The following is a 20699-nucleotide window of genomic DNA, read 5'->3' as shown; positions in this document are numbered from 1 at the left end:
TGGGCAAGCTTCCACCGAAAGCGAATGAAAAAAGAACCCAAGCCCTACGAAAGGAGCCGGTGACATGACAACCGAATGTCTGTATGAAGGCAAGGCCAAACGCATCTACACCACTGATCAGGAGGGCATCTTCCGGGTCGCCTACAAAGATGACGCCACCGCATTCAATGGAGAAAAGATGGAGGTTCTTGAAGGCAAAGGCCGTTTAAACAACGAAATCAGTTCATTGCTCTTCACCATGCTGCATGAAAAAGGGGTGGACAATCATTTTGTGGAACGGGTGTCCGAAACAGAACAGCTCGTGCGTCAGGTCTCCATCGTTCCCATTGAAGTGGTCGTCAGAAACATCGCCGCCGGCAGTCTTGTGAAACGCTACGGGATCGAGCGGGGGACTGAGATGGACCCGCCGCTTGTGGAGTGGTACTTTAAGGACGATGCGCTGGGGGATCCTCTCATGACTGACGATCATATCCGGGTGATGGACCTGGCTACCCGGGAAGAACTGGCCAAGATGAAGGTCATGGCGCTGCAGGTCAACGCCGTGCTGAAGCCGTTTTTCAAAGAAGCGAAAGTTGATCTCATCGACTTCAAACTGGAATTTGGCAAAACCGCCGCCGGAGACATTTTGCTTGCGGATGAAATCTCGCCGGACACCTGCAGACTGTGGGATGAAGAATCCGGTGAATCACTCGATAAAGACCTCTTCCGCTTTAATCAGGGCAACCTGCAGGAAGGATACGAACAATTACTACAACGACTGGGAGGCACAAACGCATGAATGCAAACGTAACGGTCTACATCACCTTAAAAGAAGGAGTCCTTGATCCGCAAGGCTCTGCAGTTCAAAAATCACTGCACCAGCTCGGATACGACAGCGTGGAAAAAGTGGAAGTCGGCAAGACGATCAACGTCAAGCTTTCGGGTGAATCAAAAGAAGACGTAAAAAAACAGATCGAAGCGATGTGTGAACAGCTCTTGGCCAATCCGGTCATTGAGGAATACACCTACGTGATTGAGGAGGTCCTTTCGGTATGAAGTTCGCAGTCATCGTCTTTCCAGGCTCCAATTGTGATTCGGATATGTACCACGCGGCCAAGGATGAGCTCGGCGCGGAAGCGGAATTTGTTTTCCACCATGAAACCGACTTGTCAGGTTATGACGGGGTTCTCCTCCCGGGCGGCTTCTCTTACGGGGATTACCTCCGCTCAGGATCCATTGCCCAATTCTCCCCGGTGATGGATGCGGTGGCACAGGCAGCGAACGAAGGCAAGCCGGTTCTCGGTGTCTGTAACGGATTTCAAATCCTCCTCGAAGCAGGGCTCCTTCCTGGGGCCATGCGCCGCAATGAACAGCTCACCTTCATCTGCAAAACCGTGCCGCTGAAGGTGGTCAATAACCAGACCGGTTTCACCGGCACCTACCAGGAAGGGGAAGTCATTCAGGTTCCTGTGGCTCACGGCGAAGGAAATTATTACTGTGACGAAGAGACGCTGGCTGAACTTCAGAAAAACAATCAGATCGTCTTCACCTACAAAGATCCCATCAATGGCTCAGTGGCAGATATTGCAGGGATCATCAATGAAAAAGGGAACGTTCTTGGCATGATGCCGCATCCTGAGCGGGCCGTTGATCAGCTTCTTGGCTCCGATGACGGGCTGAAATTATTTCAATCCATCGTTACACACTGGAGGGACCACCATGCAGTTACTTCATGAACCGACGGCGGAGATGATCCGCGACGAGAAGATTTATAAAGAAATGGGTGTGACCGACGCTGAATTTGCATCCGTCGAAACGATTCTCGGGAGACTCCCGAACTATACGGAACTTGGTCTTTTTTCCGTTATGTGGTCGGAGCACTGCAGCTATAAGAATTCCAAAGCCGTTCTCCGGAAGTTCCCCGTGGATGGGCCGCATGTGCTCCAGGGACCGGGTGAAGGAGCGGGGATCATTGATATCGGCGATGACAAGGCCGTCGTCTTCAAGATCGAAAGCCACAATCACCCGTCTGCCGTGGAACCGTATGAAGGGGCTGCGACGGGTGTCGGCGGGATCATCCGGGACATCTTCTCCATGGGCGCAAGGCCCGTTGCGCTTCTCAACTCGCTTCGTTTCGGTGAACTTCATCATCCGCGGGTCAAGTATCTGTTTGAAGGGGTTGTCTCCGGTATCGCCGGGTACGGTAACTGCGTCGGGATCCCGACCGTTGGCGGGGAGATTCAGTTTGATCCGTGTTACGAAGGAAATCCATTGGTCAACGCCATGTGCGTGGGACTGATTGATCATCAGCACATTCAAAAAGGCCAGGCAAAAGGGGTCGGCAACCCGGTACTTTATGTCGGAGCCTCCACTGGCCGCGACGGGATTCACGGGGCCACGTTCGCATCGGAAGAATTAAGCGAAGATTCCCAGTCCAAACGGCCATCGGTTCAGGTGGGGGATCCGTTCATGGAGAAACTCCTCATTGAAGCCTGTCTCGAAGCCGTTCGGCATCCGAAAATCGTCGGGATTCAGGACATGGGGGCCGCAGGGCTCACATCTTCTTCTGCGGAGATGGCCAGTAAAGCAGGATCCGGAATCCGCATGGACCTCGACAAGGTCCCGCAGCGGGAACAGGCCATGACGCCATATGAAATGATGCTCTCCGAATCCCAGGAGCGCATGCTCCTCGTCGTGGAAGCCGGCAGTGAACAGGAATTCATCGACCTCTTTGAAAAATGGGACCTTCACGCCGTCGTTGTCGGTGAAGTCACCGATGACAAACAAATGACCCTGGTCCATAAGGGCGAAGTGGTGGCGAAGGCGCCGGTGGATGCGTTGGCGGAAGAGGCGCCGGTTTACCACCCCGCGTCACAGGAACCGGCCTATTACCAGGCGTTTCAGAAGCAGGAGCCGGTAAAGCTCGACGTGCCGGACTATGCGGTGACCCTGAGAGCCCTCCTGCAGCAGCCGACCATTGCCAGTAAGGAATGGGTGTATGAACAATACGATCACATGGTGCAGACCAATACCGTTGTCGCACCGGGCTCGGATGCAGCAGTTCTCCGGGTTCGCGGCACGAACAAGGCACTGGCCATGACGACTGATTGCAACAGCCGTTATCTGTATCTTGACCCCTACGAAGGCGGGAAGATGGCGATTGCCGAAGCGGCAAGGAACCTCGTCTGTTCCGGTGCCAGACCCCTTGGCGTCACAGACTGCCTGAATTACGGCAGCCCGGAGAAACCTGAAATCTACTGGCAGCTTGAAAAATCCACCGACGGTCTCGCGGAAGCCTGTGACTTCCTGAAAACGCCGGTGATCGGCGGGAACGTATCGCTGTACAATGAAACGGCGAAAGGTGCGATATTTCCCACACCGGTGATTGGCATGGTCGGACTGATTGAAGATCTTACACACATTACAAGACAGACGGTGAAAAAATCCGGCGACGTTGTGTATGTAATCGGCGAGAGCGTCCATGATTTTGCCGGCAGTGAGCTGCAAAAAGTGCAAATGCAAGTCACGGAAGGGAAAATACCACGCTTTGATCTCGCGATTGAAAAAGCGAGACAGGAACAGGTCCTTGCCGCGATCCAAAATGGCCTGGTGCAGTCAGCCCACGACATTTCCGAAGGCGGTTTTTCCGTGAGTCTGGCAGAGAAACTCTTTACCACACCGTTCGGCGTATCCGTCACACTTGAAGAGGAAGACGAAGTGGCTGGCCTGTTCGCAGAGACCCCGTCCCGGTTTATTCTGACGGTCAGTCCTGAAGATCAGCGTTCTTTTGAAAAGCAAATTCCACAAGCAAAGATGATCGGACGTGTCACTGACGAGAAACGCATGAAGATTCAAAATCAACACGGTCAGGTGATCATCGATGAACAGCTCGATACCCTGGAACGTGCCTGGAAAGGTGCGATAGCATGTTACCTGAAATCAGAGGCTTAAACGAAGAATGTGGCGTATTTGGCGTCTGGGGTCACCCGGATGCCGCAAAAATCACCTATTACGGACTGCACAGCCTGCAGCACAGAGGACAAGAAGGTGCGGGGATTGTTGTGACTGACCGGGAGAAGCTCCGGATTCATAAAGGCATGGGGCTCGTGAACGATGTCTTTAAGGAAGAAGACCTCAACAGACTGACGGGAGACGGAGCGATTGGTCACGTCCGTTATACGACAGCCGGCAGCAGTGACTTCATCAACTGTCAGCCCCTGCAGTTTAACTCGCAGACCGGAAGCATTGCCGTTGCCCATAACGGGAATCTCGTCAATGCCAATGCGACGAAGCGTCAGCTCGAGCATCAGGGCAGTATTTTTCAAACGACATCGGACACGGAAGTCATTGCCCACCTGATCAAGAAGAGCGGCTATCCCGACTTGAAGGATTCGATCCGCAGTGCATTGACGATGGTGAAAGGCGCCTATGCCTTCGCGTTCCTCGTGGAAGACAAGATGATCGTGGCACTGGATCCTCACGGCATCCGCCCGTTATCCATCGGAAAGATGGGTGAAGGGTATGTGGTATCGTCTGAGACCTGTGCGTTTGACATTGTCGGAGCGGAATATATCCGCGACGTGTTACCGGGTGAACTCGTTACCATCAGTGATAAGGGGATCGAAGCCGAAACCTTTTCCCCGGCCAGCCAGGAATCAATCTGTTCCATGGAATACGTGTATTTTGCCCGTCCCGACAGCAATATCGGCAACATTAATGTCCACGCAGCAAGAAAAAATCTCGGCCGGGTCCTTGCGAAAGAATCCCCTGTGGAGGCGGATGTGGTGACCGGTGTGCCGGACTCGAGCATCTCTGCCGCGATCGGTTTTGCCGAACAGACGGGCATTCCGTACGAGCTCGGTCTGATCAAGAACCGCTACGTGGGCCGGACGTTTATCCAGCCGTCACAGGAACTCCGTGAACAAGGTGTGAAAATGAAACTGTCCGCGGTACGAGGCGTGGTGGAAGGAAAACGGGTTGTCATGATCGATGACTCGATCGTGCGGGGAACGACGTCGACACGGATTGTGAAGATGCTCAAAGAAGCCGGGGCACTGGAAGTCCACGTGAGAATCAGTTCACCGCCGATTGTCAATCCGTGTTTTTATGGCATTGACACATCGACAAAAGGGGAGCTGATCGCGTCGGTCGCCTCGGTCGAAGAGATGCGTGAAGAAATGGGCGCCGATTCATTGATGTACCTCTCTGTGGATGGTCTCATGGAAGGCGTTGGCCGGGAGAAGGTCAATGATCACTGCGGACAGTGCCTCGCCTGTTTCACCGGCGAGTACCCGACAGAGATCTATCCGGAAACTGATCACCCGTATGATAAAGTGATAGGAGGAAAATAATCATGTCCAAAGCCTATGAACAGGCGGGTGTGAACATCGAAGCCGGATACGAAGGCGTCAAGCGGATGAGCCGGCACGTCGCCAGCACGATGCGCCCGGAAGTTATCGGAAGCCTCGGTGGTTTTGGCGGAATGTTTGACCTGACGAAAACCGGGTTTCGTGAGCCCGTGCTCGTATCAGGTACCGACGGCGTCGGGACAAAGCTCATGATCGCCCAGCAGATGAACCGCCACGACACCATCGGAATCGACTGCGTGGCCATGTGTGTCAATGATGTGCTGGTCCAAGGTGCAGAGCCGCTGTTTTTCCTTGACTATCTTGCTCTCGGGAAAAACGATCCAAACGTGGTGGAACAGCTCGTCGCAGGAGTTTCTGAAGGCTGCCGGCAGGCAGGTGCTGCGCTGATCGGCGGAGAAACCGCTGAGATGCCAGGCATGTATGACCCGGATGAATATGATATGGCAGGCTTTGTTGTCGGTTGTGCGGAGAAGAGCCGGATCTGGGGAGCGGAGCGGATCCAGGCCGGTGATCAGCTGATTGCGCTCTCGTCTTCTGGCATACACAGTAACGGCTATTCGCTCGTCCGGAAATTAATCGACGACGCAGGTCTCAGCTGGAACGATCCGGCGCCGTGGTCGCCGGAAGCATCCGTCGGTGACAGCCTGTTGACTCCGACGCGGATTTATACGAAGGCCTTTAAGCCATTTTTTGGAAGTGAATTGATCCATGGTGCGTCGCACATTACCGGAGGCGGTCTGATTGAAAATGTTCCGAGGATGCTCCCGGAGCACCTGAGTGCGGAAATCGATCTGTCGAGCTGGAAACTGCCGGCGGTGTTCACCTGGCTGAAAGAAGCGGGCAACCTCAAGCAAGAAGACCTTCTGTCCACGTTTAACACAGGCTGTGGCATGATTCTTGCGGTTGCCAAAGAGAACGTGCAAGAAGTTCTGGAAACGCTGAAAGTACAGGGGGAGACCCCATGGCTCATCGGAGATGTAACCGCAAAAACGGAAATTGAGAGTGAACCGTTGACCTTGAAAGGAGACTGGCTGTCATGAGTATGACCATCGCTGTGTTCGCTTCAGGCAGCGGCAGTAATTTTCAGGCGATCGTGGATGCGGTGGCGAACGGGGAATTGGATGCAAAGATCGGCCTGCTGGTCTGTGATAAGCCGGAAGCATATGTGGTAGAACGGGCAGAAAAAGCCGGGGTTCCTGTGTTCAGCTTCAACCCGAAAGCCTATAACGGGAAGGCGGATTTCGAACAGGCGATCCTGAATGAACTGAAGAGCCGGAATGTGGAACTGATTGCCCTTGCCGGCTATATGCGCCTGATTGGCGAGGTGCTTTTGCAGGCTTATCCCCGCCGGATCATCAACATTCATCCGTCTCTGTTGCCGGCTTTCCCTGGCCTCGACGCCATTGGACAAGCCTTTGATGCAGGGGTGAAACTGACAGGCGTGACGATCCATTACGTGGATGAGGGGATGGACACAGGCCCGATCATCGATCAGGAAGCGGTCCGGATTCATCCGTCGGATACCCGGGAATCGGTCCAGAAAAAAGTGCAGGCCATCGAACATACCCGCTATCCCGCAACATTACAGCAGCTCAGCGCTAAAGGAGTGGAAATATTATGAAGAAACGGGCATTAGTCAGTGTCTCAGACAAAACAGGTCTTGAAGGATTTATCAGCCGCCTTGTCAAACAGGACGTCGAGATCATCTCGACAGGTGGCACGAAGAAGAAACTTGAAGAAGCGGGCATCCCTTGCCTGGGTATTGAAGAGGTCACAGGCTTTCCGGAAATGATGGACGGACGGGTAAAAACGTTGCATCCGGCGATTCACGGCGGTCTTCTCGGGGTTCGCTCCAATACTGACCATATGCAGGCCCTGCAAGATCACGAGATTGGATTGATCGATTTCGTTATCGTCAATCTCTATCCGTTTCAGGATACCATTGAGAATCCGGAGAAGACTTTCGATGATGCCATCGAAAACATTGATATCGGCGGACCGTCGATGATCCGTTCGGCTGCAAAAAACCATGACAGTGTGGCGGTGATCGTTGACGCGGCAGATTATGACGCAGTCGCAGAGGAACTCGAAACCGGAAGCGGCATGCTTTCCGGAGAGCGGAAGCTGAAGCTCGCAGCCAAGGCCTTCCGTCACACGGCAGCGTACGATGCATTGATCGGAGAATATTTGACGAGACGTGTCGGGGAAGAGGCACCGGAAAAACTGACCGTGACTTATAACCGGAAACAGATGCTCCGTTACGGGGAGAATCCGCACCAGCAGGCTGCCTTTTACGAGCGGCCGTTGGGAAATCCGGCTTCCATTGCCAGAGCAACGCAGTTGAACGGCAAGGAACTTTCGTACAATAACATCAATGATGCCGATGCGGCGTTGGCCGTTGTCAGGGACTTTACTGCGCCGGCCATTGCAGCGATCAAGCATATGAACCCATGCGGTGTTGGTATTGGAGAATCGGTGTACGATGCGTATATGAAAGCCTACCATGCCGATGAGACGTCGATTTTTGGCGGAATTGTAGCCTCGAACATTGAAATTGACGGGGAAACAGCGGAAGAGATGAAGAAGATTTTCCTTGAGATCATCGCAGCCCCGTCCTTCACCGATGAAGCGCTGGCGATTTTGAAGGAGAAGAAGAACCTCCGGTTGTTGACGGTGGATTTTGATAATAATAAGCCGAGCGAACGCCGGGTGACAAGTGTTGCCGGTGGTGCATTGATGCAGGAGACAGACACGCTCAGCTACGAGGATGTCGAGACGACCATCCCGACGAATCGTAAGCCTTCAGACAATGAACTGGATCAGATGAAGCTGGCCTGGAAAGTCGTCAAACATGTGAAGTCGAACGCGATTGTTCTCGCGAAGAACAACATGACAGTAGGTATCGGAGCGGGACAGATGAACCGTGTCGGTGCAGCGAAAATTGCTCTTGAACAGGCAGGGGAAAAGGCTCAGGGCGCTGTGATGGCATCTGACGCTTTCTTCCCGATGAGTGATACGGTTGAAGCTGCGGCACAGGCCGGAGTCAGCTGCATCATTCAGCCGGGCGGGTCAAAGCGCGATCAGGAATCGATCGATATGGCGAACGAATACGGTATCGCCATGGTCATGACCGGCGTACGCCATTTTAAACACTAAGAATCATCACGAACAGGCCCCGGATTCCGGGGCTCTGCAGGTACATATTGAAAAGAATCAGGAGGGATCACCCCGTGAATGTATTCGTTATTGGATCAGGCGGCCGGGAGCATACGCTGGCCTGGAAATTCGCACAGTCAGAGCTTGTGGAACAGGTCTATGTGGCTCCGGGAAATGATGCGATTGCCGAAGAGCCGGGCTGTCAATCGGTGCCCATTCAGGAAAATGATCATGAGAAACTCGTCGGTTTTGCCAAAGAAAACCGTGTGGCATTGACGATGATTGGGCCGGAAGCACCGCTTGTCGATGGGGTCACCGATGCGTTTTTGGAAGCCGGCTTGACAATTTTCGGGCCGACAAAAGCAGCCGCAGCCCTCGAAGGCTCTAAAGATTTTGCGAAGGGAATCATGCTGAAACACGGCATTCCAACTGCAGCCTATGCTGCATTCGCTGATTTGGAAGAAGCCAAAGCCTATATCCATGAAAAAGGGGCTCCCATTGTCGTTAAGGCGGATGGACTCGCCGCGGGGAAAGGTGTCGTCGTTTGTGAATCGGTGGATGAAGCACTGAACGCAGCAGAGCGTATGATGGCAGATAAACAGTTTGGCGAAGCGGGTAGCCGGGTCGTCATTGAAGAATGCCTTGTTGGCGAAGAGCTCTCCTTTATGGCGTTTGTCCATGGAACCACTGTGGTGCCGATGGTCACTGCTCAGGATCATAAACGTGCCTATGAAGGAGACCTTGGCCCGAATACAGGCGGAATGGGCGCTTACTCACCTGTTCCTCATCTGGATGGCGACTGGCAAAAGCGCGCAGAAAGTGAAATCCTGCGCCCCATGGCAGAAGCGATGGTGAAAGAAGGGGTCCCGTTTACCGGGATTTTGTATGGGGGCCTGATGATCACCACCGAGGGCCCGAAAGTAATTGAATTTAACGCGCGCTTCGGTGATCCGGAAACGCAGGTCATTTTGCCCCGGATGGAAAGTGACCTCGTCGAAACCATTCAGAGTGTGATGAATGGTGAAGAGCCGGATGTGCTCTGGACAAGTGATGCCTGTGCAGCGGTGGTTCTCGCTTCAAAAGGCTATCCAGGAAACTATGAGAAAGGCTCGCTGTTCTCATTGCCTGAAGTGGCCGCATCCATGGGACAGCGCTGGTTTCATGCCGGAAGTAAACGAAGCGGTGAGGAATGGAAGACTGCCGGGGGACGGGTGGTTGCCTTGTCCACGTTGGCACCAACCATCGATGAAGCGGTAAACAGAACGTATGAAAAACTGGACGAAGTTTCGTGGGATGGACTCTTTTACCGAAAAGACATCGCCCATCATGTGAGGGACCGGAATCACAATTAAATTCATCACCGATAATTAACGATGCTCCTCTGTAAAACAGAGCGGGCATCTTTTTGTTTTTTCAGGAACAACATCGTGTCGCCAAAGAGGTGAAATGCGACAAGAATCCAGAGGAGAGAAGAAAACATGTCGCAGCAGACCTTGTATAATTCCCGGCATTGAGGTGTCCTGTCTGAGATGCCTTCCAGTCAGAAAGGAAATTGATGATTCAGCGTCGAATGATAGTGGTATGGAACAATATAGAAGGAGGTTTGATCAAATGGAACGAATCAAAGATATTATGACGAAAGAAGTGGTCACCATTACACCGGATACATCTGTTGAAGATACAGCGAAGCTCCTCTTAAAGCACCATTTCAGCGGTGTACCTGTCGTTGATGAAGATGGGGTCCTGCAAGGTGTTGTCAGTGAAGGCGACATCATTAAACGGGCGTCTCACATTCAATCCCCGGCAGTGCTGGAATTCCTAGGAGGACTGATCTATCTCGACAGCCCGACGAAATACATGGAAGAACTCAAACAGGCGATGGCTCTGACCATCGGTGATCTGATGAAGACCGAAGTGGTCACTGCGGACCCGGAGGACAGTATTGAAAATATTGCAACGAGGATGCTGAACAAAAACTACAAGCGTCTTCCGGTTGTTGACGATGAAGGGAAGATCATCGGCATAATCTCCAGACGTGATATCATGAAGCATCTCTACCAGGCGGAGGAACTCTAATCGATTCTATACAGAACAGGTTGTGACTAAGACATGCTGACAGAAAAAGAAAAAATGCTGGCAGGTGAGATGTATGACAGTCAGGATCCGCAGCTCGTTGAGGAACGCACCCGCGCCAGACGGCTGATCCGGGCGTTCAATCAGTCCCTTGAAACCGAGGGGGAAAAACGGACTGATATCTTAAAAGAGCTTTTCAAAACGACCGGGGAGGACCTCAATATCGAACCCGATTTCCGGTGTGACTACGGATCCAATATTCATATCGGGGAGAACTTTTACGCGAATTTTAATTGCGTGATTCTCGATGTATGTGACGTTCGCATCGGAAAAAATGTCATGCTCGGTCCGGCAGTTCAGATCTATACGGCGACGCATCCGCTTGGTTATATTGAACGGAATTCAGGACTGGAAAACGGGAAACCTGTCACGATTGGTGATCATGTGTGGCTTGGAGGCGCTTGTGTTATTATGCCCGGCGTCACCATCAATGACAATGCGGTTGTTGCTGCAGGCGCAGTTGTCACAAAAGACGTACCGGCAAATGCGCTCGTCGGGGGAAACCCCGCGAAGGTATTAAAATTGATTGATCAATAGTCTTTCAACGCAAAAACCTGCGGGCCATCTGAGGTCCGCAGGTTTTCGTATCCCCTGACGACTGTGGCATTTCCAAACTGAAACGGGTACAATAATACATAGTGGAAACGAATACGCGCGGCAATCGATCTGCATCAGGGGGAATAAAATCATGGGCGAACCAATAGAAATTGAAGTGAAAGGGAATTTATCGAGTGACGACTTTATCCGGCATGCGGTTTATCACCAGCGATCTGTGGTACCGGCAGGATTCAGTTTTGTATTTTTGATGACGTTCGTACTACTCATCATGTCTGACTCGGTGTCCGGAAGCACCTATGAGGTTTTGGGCATCAGCCTGGGGACGTCATTTGTATTCGGAGCCCTGATCGCCGGAACACTCCGAATGGCGATTAAACGTCAGGCGTACCGGCAGTATTACAGGGAAGGTATGAACACCAAAAAGATGGCCTATGTTTTCAATGAGGACGGCTTCACACAATACGTGGCGGATAACGAAGCGCCAGTGGACTGGCGGGAGGTAACACTCATCCGTGAGCGGGAAGAACTGTTTCAGCTCTACCTCGGGAAAGAACAGATTGCCATTTTACCGAAGCATTTCTTCCAAAATGATGCGGACATAAAAACGTTCCGGTCATTGATCGTCAAAGTAATGCCTGCGGACAAGCAGCTGATTCAATTATATCAAGGAAGTGACTGATCCATGCATGCACTGGCGAAAAAAATGCAATTGAAAGAAGGAAAGAATATCCTCGTAATAAATCATCCGAAGGATTTTGAACAAACGCTTTCCGAATGGGAAATTGAAACGATGACAGATGATGAACAACTTCCCGATGATCAGCTGGTCGATGCAATTCTGATCTTTGTGCTAACACCTGAAGACATTGCAAAAGCTGCGCTGATCGTCAGAAAGAGGCTGCCAAAAGACGGGATGCTCTGGGTTGCTTATCCGAAGAAGAGCTCCAAGCGCTACAAAGCAACCGTTGACCGGGATCACGGCTGGGAAGCGATGGATGAGTTGTCGCTCCGGCCGGTGAGACAGGTGGCCTTGGACGATGACTGGTCCTGCCTGAGATGGCGGCCGAAACCATCCTGAACTTCAAGGACGCAAATAGGCAGTATTTCCTGACAAAGGAAATACTGGCCTTTTCAATTTGCGGTATCATGACTGATGGATATATTGGTCAGAATACCATGCTGAACATGTGATCAATCCAATCGCTGTCTTCTTCGATGTCTACCATGTCACATAGATTCGGGTGCACCAGTTTAAATTCAGGGATGATTTTACAGTGGACGTTGTTAATCACAAATACTCTTTTGAAGAAATTGCGACCATCATTCACCAGCATATGGATTATAAAGAGTAACGATCAGCGGCTTGCTCCATCGACGGATTACGTCGGTAAGGCAAGCTTTTTTCAGTCCATTCCGTTTCGAACAATTCGCATCAAGTTCTCCACGATGGCTTCAATGGCCTCCTGGGAACGTTCGGATCCGGGTTGATTGTAATGGATGAGGAAATACGTCTCATCGATTTCTGTGAATAACTGGATGTGTCTGCCTTCGTGCAGATACCAGCCGTCAAGTTCATCCAAAGTGTATTGCAGATAATTGGAATTTTGTGTTGCATCTTCATAACTGTCGAAGTCTCCTCGAAACCCTAATAATTCATTGCTTTGGACGATATACACTTTCTCTTTCTCAAAGGAATAAGGTCCTTCGATCATCAGATCATCAGTTTCATCAAAACCATCAAATTCGTCCATACTATTCTCGTCGACGCCGGTGCCATAGGAGGATATGATTTCATCTCTGTCATCATGCTTTGACAGACGCATCATCATCAGTTCATAATCCTGAAATTCAGGAAGAGAGTAAGTGAATGGGATGTCTTCGTCTTCCAAAGGATCATTCGACCGCTCAACCGGATCCTCGTTGAAAAGAAACATCGTCATCAAAACGAGTCCCACGATTAAACCAAATGCTATGATAGAATGCTTCATGATCAAACCAGCCTTTCTGTTGGTTCCGTTAATCTGAGTGTACCTGTTCATTCTGAAAAATGAAACTGTCACCCCTTTTGAAACGCATGAGAATAAAGAATACATGGGTTATGGGCTTCCGCCAAGCCGTATTGGCGAAAGCCTTAGCAGAACTTAGATTTTAATCCTTCAGCGAAGTTAAACGTTTCTGACGTACAAAAAAATTCCCCGGAACAAGGGATAAGGTTCCGGGGTTCTATGAGAATATGGGAGAGGCATTAGTCAGATGTTGCGTTTTCCATTGATGAGCCGCAGTTTTGGCCGGTTTGCTTCATAATGAGCGGCAATCATGCCGACACCAATCAGGAAGGTGAAGGCGGCCAAGAAGCGGATGCCTGTCAGTGCTGTTAAATTCTCATATGCAAATGGGTAAATGAAAATAATGACTGCAGCACTCATTGCTGCAATGATATAGCCAAGCACTTTCAGGTTCATAACGATTTCCTCCTTGTAATTGTGAACAATTTGTGAACGCTTTCTTGTTACCATTATATACCCTGTGAAAACATTGTGAAACCCCTTGAGCCAAATTTTTCGGAAAAATCTTTGTGAAAATACCGACAATACAACGTTTCTTACAGCTGAAAATACTGAGGCCTCATTGCGATTCACAAACTTGGCCTGAAAAACCCAAAAGCAAAGCCTTCAGGCACTGTAGGTTCGGTCAATCCGATGTCGGATCCAGGAACCGACATCTTTGGTAATGGTCCCGACCGCGATGATCACGCGCGATGCGATTCCGACTCATCGTCGCGATCTGACTCTTCTATCAGCCCAGATATCTGAGTTTACAGATCGAAAATAAAGGAAATCGTTTACTAGAACCGAAACTTCGGGAACAAAATCTCTTATATGAGATAAAGAAGGAGGACACTGGCGATGGATCACGATAAGCACCGGCATCATGACCACAAAACTGAAGAGGACCATCATGAACACCATAATCATGAAGAGAGCCATGATCATCATGAGGGACATGATCATCATGAGGGACATGATCATCATGATCACGTTGAGATGTTCAAAAAGCGATTTTGGGTGTCGCTGATTTTCATGGTACCTATTCTTTTATTATCTCCAACCATACAAACATTTCTGGGAATCGATTTGCAATTCACATTTGATTTGTATGTATTAGCGCTGCTTTCAACCTTTGTTTACTTTTACGGTGGCTGGCCGTTCCTTTCAGGAGTTGTGGATGAGGTCAAAGATCGAAAGCCTGGTATGATGACATTGATTGCCATGGCCATCACCGTGGCATATGTGTACAGTACGGCAGTTGTTTTCGGCTTTGACGGTCACGATATGTATTGGGAGCTATCCACATTGATCGTAATTATGCTTCTCGGGCATTGGATTGAAATGAAATCCGTCCACGGAGCATCCAATGCATTGGAAGAATTAATTAAAATCATGCCAAATGAAGCGAATCAGATTGATGAATCCGGCGACATCAACGTTGTGAAAATATCAGAATTATCGCCTGGCGACCGCGTGTTAGTCAAGGCAGGAGAGAAAATCCCCGTCGATGGATTCATATTGAAAGGTCATTCGAACATCGATGAATCCAGTGTGACCGGGGAATCTGTACCGGTGGAAAAATCGGAACATGATCAGGTTGTAGGCGGATCTGTGAATAACGATCAGACACTCTAAGTGGAAGTTGAACGATTAGGAGAAGACTCCTATCTGTCGCAAGTCGTCAAATTGGTCGAAGATGCACAGGCTTCGAAGTCCAAAACACAAAACCTGGCGAATCGTGCCGCTGCATGGCTTTTCTATCTTGCAGTTGCAGCAGGTATTGCCACATTTTCCGCTTGGATGGTTGCCGGATTTGGCGTCGACTTTTCAATTGTGCGAATGGTCACTGTCATGATCATCGCCTGTCCTCATGCATTGGGGCTGGCGATTCCACTTGTGAACGCAGTGACCACATCGAAGTCTGCCAAAGAGGGGTTGCTCATTCGAAACCGGACGGCATTCGAGGATGGCCGTCGGATTGATGTGCTGGTGTTTGACAAAACAGGCACACTGACAAAGGGTGAATTCGGGATCACGGATACGTCCTTGACAGACGATGAAGACGATTTAACACTTGCTGCGTCATTGGAATCCTATTCTGAACATCCGATCGCCCAGGGAATTTATCAGGCTGCTTTGGACAAAGGGTACAAGCTGTCCAGTCCGGAAGATGTCGACATTATTAAAGGCAGGGGATTGACCGGGACAGTACAAGGGAAAGAAGTGAAAGTCGTCAGTCCAGGATACATGGATGAAAATCAATTGAAGATCCCGGACAAAGAGGCCTTTGAAACATGGTCAGATGAAGGGAAAACAGTTGTTTTTGTATTGATCGATGATGAAGTCAGAGGCATGATAGCATTGGCGGATCAGATTCGAGACAGTGCGTTTGAAGTTGTCGGTGAGCTGAAAAAACGCCATATTGAACCGGTTATGCTTACAGGTGACAATGAGCGGGTGGCCAATTGGGTAGCCGGTCAAATCGGCATTGAGAGGGTCTTTGCCGAAGTACTCCCTCACGAAAAATCTGAGTATGTCGAATCGCTCCAGCAAGAAGGGAAGCGGGTCGGTATGACAGGGGATGGCATCAATGACGCACCAGCTCTTGCCCAGGCGGATTTAGGCATTGCGATCGGGACAGGGACAGATGTAGCCATCGAAACGGCAGACATAGTGCTGGTCAGAAGTGAACCGAGAGATGTACTGGCTTTGATTGACCTGTCGAGAAAGACCTATCGGAAAATGGTACAGAACTTATGGTGGGCCACCGGTTACAACATCGTGGCACTTCCGTTGGCTGCAGGTGTGCTTTACGGCATTGGTATTATTTTGACACCGGCAGTCGGTGCCGTACTGATGTCACTGAGTACGATCATCGTAGCCATCAACGCACAGCTTTTACGAAATGCTTAACTGTGAAAAATCCCCTTCTGATGAATCTGATTTCAGGAGGGGATGTCCTTAAGCTTTTTGAGTTCAGACAATCCGTTTTCGGATCCAGGAACTGACATAATCGATGAAGGTCACGACCGCGATGATCACGAGCAGCGCCATTCCGACTTCATCCCAGTTCCGGTTCATCGTCGCGATCTGTATCATCATCCCGATGCCACCCGCGCCAACAATCCCGAGAACAGTGGAGGAACGAACATCGATCTCATAGCGGTAAATGGCGTAGGAGAGGCATTCTGGAATGACCTGCGGGATCACGCCGTAAAACAGTGTCTGCGTCTGATTCGCACCATTGGCCTTCAATGATTCAATCGTTTTCATGTCGATGGATTCAATGACTTCGGCATACAGTTTCCCGAGCATCCCGATCGAGCCGATGGCGATGGCGAGCACCCCGGCAAAAGCGGAAGGACCCACTGCGGACACGAAAATCAATGCCAGCATGATTTCAGGGAAGGCGCGGATCGCATCCAGACTCAGCCTGGACGCGGCATTCAATCCACGGTTTCGCACCATATTCTTTGCAGCCAGAAACCCGAAAGGAATCGCAACTATGGCAGCAAGAAACGTGCCGGCATAGGCCATGGCCAACGTTTCGCCCATAAGAGACAAGGCCTGGCCTGAACTTGACCAGTCCGGTGAAAACAGCTGCGGGATCACGCGGCTGAGATTGCCGGATGTCTGTTCACTGAAAATGCGGCTCCAGTCAATCCCGATGCCGGAAAAAGTCCAGGTATACAGTGCAATAAGCGCGATCGCGATGCCCCAATTACGAAATATCACCCGTAAGGGGCGTTTTTTAACCGGGGGTAATATCCATTCGGTATCGGATTTCCCCATCAGATCACCGCCTTCCTGATCCGGCCACTGATGGATTCAATGAGAACCACGGCGGCGAAGATCATCAGTATCACCATCATGGCATTGCCATATTGAAAGAAGCTGATGGAGCGCTGCAGCAATTGGCCGATGCCGCCTGCACCGACAAAGCCGAGAACGAGTGAGGCCCGGACGTTAATTTCGAATACATACAAAGTGAACGAGGTATATTGCGGCAGGATTTGCGGCATGACACCGTAAACGATGACCTGCACCGTATTGCCTCCTGAGGCACGGATGGCTTCAAGCGGGTTCGGGTCAATGGCTTCAATCGTTTCAGACAACAATTTGGCCAGAATACCCAAAGAAAAAATCGTCAATGCCATGATCCCTGAAAAGACACCAATACCGAAGATCCCGACAAAAATGACGGCCAAAAGCAGGTCCGGAATGGTTCTCAGGATATTCATAAACTGTTTCGTGATGTGATAGACAAAACGGTTCGGTGCAATCGTCGATGAAGCCATCAGACTGAGGGGAATACAAAGAAAAGCACTGATCGTTGTCGCGATAATCGCCATTTGAATCGTTTCAGCCAAACGGTCCCAGGCTTCCAGTGTATAACCCCAATTGGGCGGGAAAAGCTCGGTCACCATCCGCCAGATTTGCGGCAGGCCATTCCATAAAGCTGCAGGAGAAGCTGCAGTAAAGACCGTGGACATTCCATAAATAACAACGACGGAAATGAAAACAAACCCCAGTTTGAAGCGGGTTTTTCCCGCGCTGAGACGAGGTGGATCAGGCTGGTCGTAAGCCTGATGAGGCTCAGTTTGTCGGGTCAATCGGATCCCCTCCCGCCCGGTCATTTCCACGGATTTTCCGGCCGTAAATCTCTTCGAAGGTCGCTTCCGTCACGGATTCCACCGGCCCATCAAACACGATTTCACCGTCACGCATACCGATGATCCGGTCCGCGTATTCCATCGCCAGGTCCATGTAGTGAAGGTTGATGAGGGTGGTGATCCCGTCCTCCTCGTTGATCCGTTTCAAGTCGCGCATCACCTGGTGGGAGGTGGGCGGATCGAGGCTTGCCACCGGTTCATCAGCGAGCATGACCATGGGTTCCTGTGTCAGAACACGGGCAATGCTCACCCGCTGCTGTTCACCACCGCTCAGTTCATCGGCTCTCGCATGCACTTTGTCACCGATATTGAGCCGGAGTAAGGATTGATAGGCCAGGGAGCGGTCCTGTTTTTTGTACAGATTGAGTACACTGCGAAGCGTCCCTGTATGCCCGAGCCGTCCGGCGATGGCGTTCTTCATCACGGTTGAACGGTTCACGAGGTTGTATTGCTGGAAGATCATCCCGACCTTCGTGCGCAGCTGCCTCAGCCTCTTGCCGGCTAATGGCACGACATTTTCCCCATCGACGATCAGTTCACCTGCTGTGGGCATCACCATCCGGTTGATGCTGCGGATGAATGTCGATTTGCCGGCACCGGAGAGTCCGACGATCACGACAAATTCGCCTGCTTCGATCCGTGTATGAATCTGATGCAATCCCCGGTTGCCGTTGGGATAAGTCAATGAGACGTTCTTAAATTCAATCATGATCGCCGTGTCTCCCTTGCATAATGGTATGTACAATCTCTCGTCAAGCCAATGGCAAAAGCCTCAGTTGCACTTATACTTTCCTGTGAAATATGAGAAAAAGAGAGGGAAGCTCATTCCCTCTCTACCCATACCCTGTTACTCCAGCGGATCAATCTCATCGGCGAAGTTTTCGTACGTCTGCCGGATAATGTCATATTCGTCGTCAGAGGCTTCGGTGATGCCGTCCCACCTGTAAACTTCCTCCATGATCTCAATCATTTCCTCATCATCATTAAAGGAGAGGAAGGCTTCTTTGATCTCATTTTTCAGTTCATCGGAGAGACCTGGAATGACGGAAATCGTGTCGTTAGGAATCGGATCGGTGAACGACAGTTGTTTCAGACCGTCGTTTTCGTCATAGACTTCCGGGTAATCGTCCTCGATACGCACCCGGGCATCTTCAAAGGTAGTGGCCACATCGGCATTGCCTTCAAGCACGGCCACGAGGGCATTATCGTGTGTCCCGGCTTCGAGCATATCACTGAAAAAATCATCCTCTGACATACCGAAATCATTGCGGATCTGCGTGGCAGGAAAGAGGTACCCGCTGGTGGACGCCACGTCAGGGAAAGCCCATACTGCCCCTTCTAAATCAGCGATTTCTTCAATGCCGGAATCAGCCCGGACCATGAACTGGGAGCGGTAGCTGTCCTCTCCGTCCCGAAGCGATTTTAAGATCACTTCAATGTCATGGCGTTCATTAGCGAGAATATAGGCAAATGCCGGAATGAATCCGATCTGCACCTGGCCACTCCCCATGGCCTCAACGAGCGCGGAGTAATTCGTCATCACTTCACCCCGGACAGGAATTCCCAAAGCTTCCTCCAGCTTTTCGGCCAGAGGCTCCACCCGGGTCGTGACCTGATCTGAATCAGTGGACGGGAAAAACCCCATCACGAGTTCTTCCGGCTGGTCATTGTCTGTTGCTGCACTGTCATTGGTACCGTTATTCTGACAGCCTGCCATGAATAAGGCGGCTGCCATCAGGACTGCTATTTTATGTTTCACGTTGATTCCTCCAATGGCCACATTTGCTGATTCCAGGACATATCCCAGAACAGGTATTCAAAACGCGTCGTGTTCAAAAAGATTTCCTCCAGACGCTTCAGTTCGTGCTCGGGCTTTCCTTCTGCCAGTTCATCGAGCATCCGGATCGTCAATTCATTCAGACTCTGAAATTCATCATCCGCGTACATTTTGATCCACTCGCCGTATTTGCCGTCCCGTGCGCCCGGGATCCGGTCCAGCTCCTTGCCGATCTCCGCATAGCTCCACATACATGGCAACAATGCTGCCACCAGTTCGGCCAGTCCGCCGTTATTGCCGACGTGCAGCATGTAGTGGGTATACGCCAGCGTCACCGGGCTCGCCTCGGCATTCTCGAGCTCCTCAAGTGAAATACCGAACTCTTTGGCATACTGCCGGTGGAGCTCCATCTCTGTATTCATCGTCCCGTCCAACAGGCCGGCAAATTTGCTCATCGTGTCAACGTCCGTTGCTTTTACAGCGCCGATGGCGAACAGCTTGGCATACTCAATGAGGTAGAGATAATCCTGTACCATGAAAAAGCGGAATTTTTCTTCGTCAAGCTCCCCGCTCCCAAGCCCTTTCACAAAAGGGTGTTCGTGATTCTGACGCCAGACGGGCTGTAGTTTTTCGTGTAATCGTGCACTGAATGTCATAAGCAGTCATCCTTTCCGAAACTCTGAATTCAACGCAATGAATACAAAAAACCACCCCCGAACTGTCAGGCAGTCAGGAGTGGTTGACGGTTTAAGATGATTGGAATGCCGGTGAAGGCCGTTATTCCAAATGTGTCAGCACCACTTCCCTCCGCTGGTATTAGCCAGTTCAGGTGACAGGGTTAAGACTCGGCAGTCTCTCTCAGCTTTAAAGCACCCCTAGCGGTTCGTTCGATTCAATTGTTGTTACTGATAACGATAGCACAGATCGTTACGTTTGCAAAATGATTGTAACCCGTGAAAAGCAGTCCGGTTTCGTGTAGAATAGACCATTATACGCTAAGGGGTGT

The 20699-nt window shown here is 50.8% G+C and carries 21 protein-coding genes, 1 pseudogene and 1 riboswitch; of the genes and pseudogenes, 14 read left to right on the top strand and 8 right to left on the bottom strand.

All coding sequences use genetic code 11. The annotated features are described in order from the left end of the window. Positions 1-64: 64 nt before the first annotated feature. From purC to BBEV_RS13130, 13 genes are all read left to right on the top strand, one after another. Positions 65-778: a phosphoribosylaminoimidazolesuccinocarboxamide synthase gene (gene purC, locus BBEV_RS13190; protein WP_069365890.1), complete on the top strand. Its 714-nt coding sequence runs from the start codon at positions 65-67 to the stop codon at positions 776-778. Next, positions 775-1035 (top strand): phosphoribosylformylglycinamidine synthase subunit PurS, encoded by a 261-nt coding sequence (purS, locus tag BBEV_RS13185; RefSeq protein WP_069365889.1) that lies wholly within the window; start codon positions 775-777, stop codon positions 1033-1035. The genes purC and purS overlap by 4 nt, the downstream gene beginning before the upstream one ends. Further along, the gene (gene purQ, locus BBEV_RS13180) at positions 1032-1715 is read left to right on the top strand and encodes a phosphoribosylformylglycinamidine synthase subunit PurQ (RefSeq protein ID WP_069365888.1); all 684 of its coding nucleotides are present in this window, start codon (positions 1032-1034) and stop codon (positions 1713-1715) included. The genes purS and purQ overlap by 4 nt, the downstream gene beginning before the upstream one ends. Further along, entirely contained in the window at positions 1699-3930 is a 2232-nt protein-coding gene (gene purL, locus BBEV_RS13175) for a phosphoribosylformylglycinamidine synthase subunit PurL (protein ID WP_069365887.1), read from the top strand. The genes purQ and purL overlap by 17 nt, the downstream gene beginning before the upstream one ends. Then, positions 3906-5330 carry an amidophosphoribosyltransferase gene (gene purF / locus BBEV_RS13170; protein ID WP_069365886.1) on the top strand — a complete coding sequence of 475 codons (1425 nt, stop codon included), beginning with the start codon at positions 3906-3908 and terminating at the stop codon, positions 5328-5330. The genes purL and purF overlap by 25 nt, the downstream gene beginning before the upstream one ends. Positions 5331-5332: 2 nt before the next feature. Then, entirely contained in the window at positions 5333-6388 is a 1056-nt protein-coding gene (gene purM / locus BBEV_RS13165; RefSeq protein WP_069365885.1) for a phosphoribosylformylglycinamidine cyclo-ligase, read from the top strand. A 2-nt stretch (positions 6389-6390) separates the two neighbouring features. After that, positions 6391-6969 carry a phosphoribosylglycinamide formyltransferase gene (gene purN, locus BBEV_RS13160; RefSeq protein ID WP_069366748.1) on the top strand — a complete coding sequence of 193 codons (579 nt, stop codon included), beginning with the start codon at positions 6391-6393 and terminating at the stop codon, positions 6967-6969. Then, the gene (gene purH, locus BBEV_RS13155) at positions 6966-8504 is read left to right on the top strand and encodes a bifunctional phosphoribosylaminoimidazolecarboxamide formyltransferase/IMP cyclohydrolase (RefSeq protein WP_069365884.1); all 1539 of its coding nucleotides are present in this window, start codon (positions 6966-6968) and stop codon (positions 8502-8504) included. Before purN ends, purH begins: the two co-directional genes overlap by 4 nt. A gap of 74 nt (positions 8505-8578) precedes the next feature. Further along, positions 8579-9856, top strand: a complete 1278-nt coding sequence (purD, locus tag BBEV_RS13150) for a phosphoribosylamine--glycine ligase (RefSeq protein ID WP_069365883.1) — start codon at positions 8579-8581, stop codon at positions 9854-9856. A gap of 259 nt (positions 9857-10115) precedes the next feature. Next, on the top strand, positions 10116-10580 hold the full coding sequence (locus BBEV_RS13145; RefSeq protein WP_069365882.1) for a CBS domain-containing protein: 465 nt from the start codon (positions 10116-10118) through the stop codon (positions 10578-10580). Between the two features lie 33 nt (positions 10581-10613). Further along, on the top strand, positions 10614-11174 hold the full coding sequence (locus BBEV_RS13140) for a sugar O-acetyltransferase (protein ID WP_069365881.1): 561 nt from the start codon (positions 10614-10616) through the stop codon (positions 11172-11174). 151 nt (positions 11175-11325) lie between these two features. Then, the gene (locus BBEV_RS13135; RefSeq protein WP_069365880.1) at positions 11326-11874 is read left to right on the top strand and encodes a YcxB family protein; all 549 of its coding nucleotides are present in this window, start codon (positions 11326-11328) and stop codon (positions 11872-11874) included. A 3-nt stretch (positions 11875-11877) separates the two neighbouring features. Then, positions 11878-12273 carry a DUF3052 family protein gene (locus tag BBEV_RS13130; RefSeq protein WP_069365879.1) on the top strand — a complete coding sequence of 132 codons (396 nt, stop codon included), beginning with the start codon at positions 11878-11880 and terminating at the stop codon, positions 12271-12273. A gap of 88 nt (positions 12274-12361) precedes the next feature. Here the strand turns inward: BBEV_RS13130 and BBEV_RS17915 are convergent, their stop codons facing one another. The 3 genes from BBEV_RS17915 to BBEV_RS13120 all read right to left on the bottom strand — a co-directional run bounded on the left by BBEV_RS17915 (position 12362) and on the right by BBEV_RS13120 (position 13657). Beyond that, positions 12362-12487, bottom strand: a complete 126-nt coding sequence (locus BBEV_RS17915) for a hypothetical protein (RefSeq protein ID WP_267887767.1) — start codon at positions 12485-12487, stop codon at positions 12362-12364. A 111-nt stretch (positions 12488-12598) separates the two neighbouring features. Further along, the gene (locus tag BBEV_RS13125; RefSeq protein WP_157100992.1) at positions 12599-13183 is read right to left on the bottom strand and encodes a hypothetical protein; all 585 of its coding nucleotides are present in this window, start codon (positions 13181-13183) and stop codon (positions 12599-12601) included. A gap of 261 nt (positions 13184-13444) precedes the next feature. Next, complete coding sequence (locus tag BBEV_RS13120; protein ID WP_069365877.1) at positions 13445-13657, bottom strand: hypothetical protein; 213 nt, start codon at positions 13655-13657, stop codon at positions 13445-13447. Positions 13658-14101: 444 nt separating this feature from the next. Between BBEV_RS13120 and BBEV_RS13115 the strand changes: the two are divergent. Next, positions 14102-16156, top strand: a pseudogene (locus BBEV_RS13115) (copper-translocating P-type ATPase). Positions 16157-16219: 63 nt separating this feature from the next. Here the strand turns inward: BBEV_RS13115 and phnE (BBEV_RS13110) are convergent. The 5 genes from phnE (BBEV_RS13110) to tenA form a co-directional block, all read right to left on the bottom strand. Next, positions 16220-17035, bottom strand: a complete 816-nt coding sequence (gene phnE, locus BBEV_RS13110; protein WP_069365876.1) for a phosphonate ABC transporter, permease protein PhnE — start codon at positions 17033-17035, stop codon at positions 16220-16222. Then, positions 17035-17856, bottom strand: a complete 822-nt coding sequence (gene phnE / locus BBEV_RS13105) for a phosphonate ABC transporter, permease protein PhnE (protein WP_069365875.1) — start codon at positions 17854-17856, stop codon at positions 17035-17037. Before phnE (BBEV_RS13105) ends, phnE (BBEV_RS13110) begins: the two co-directional genes overlap by 1 nt. Then, entirely contained in the window at positions 17840-18625 is a 786-nt protein-coding gene (gene phnC, locus BBEV_RS13100; protein WP_069365874.1) for a phosphonate ABC transporter ATP-binding protein, read from the bottom strand. Before phnC ends, phnE (BBEV_RS13105) begins: the two co-directional genes overlap by 17 nt. Positions 18626-18763: 138 nt before the next feature. Beyond that, positions 18764-19633, bottom strand: coding sequence for a phosphate/phosphite/phosphonate ABC transporter substrate-binding protein (locus BBEV_RS13095; RefSeq protein ID WP_407690252.1), 870 nt, complete (start codon positions 19631-19633; stop codon positions 18764-18766). A gap of 38 nt (positions 19634-19671) precedes the next feature. After that, entirely contained in the window at positions 19672-20349 is a 678-nt protein-coding gene (gene tenA / locus BBEV_RS13090; protein ID WP_069365873.1) for a thiaminase II, read from the bottom strand. Positions 20350-20478: 129 nt separating this feature from the next. Next, a riboswitch (TPP riboswitch) is annotated at positions 20479-20580 on the bottom strand. Between the last annotated feature and the right edge of the window lie 119 nt (positions 20581-20699).

It is taken from the genome of Salisediminibacterium beveridgei, from assembly GCF_001721685.1.
In the GTDB taxonomy this organism is placed as follows: domain Bacteria; phylum Bacillota; class Bacilli; order Bacillales; family Salisediminibacteriaceae; genus Salisediminibacterium; species Salisediminibacterium beveridgei.
This window is presented reverse-complemented; position numbering and strand designations above follow the sequence as displayed.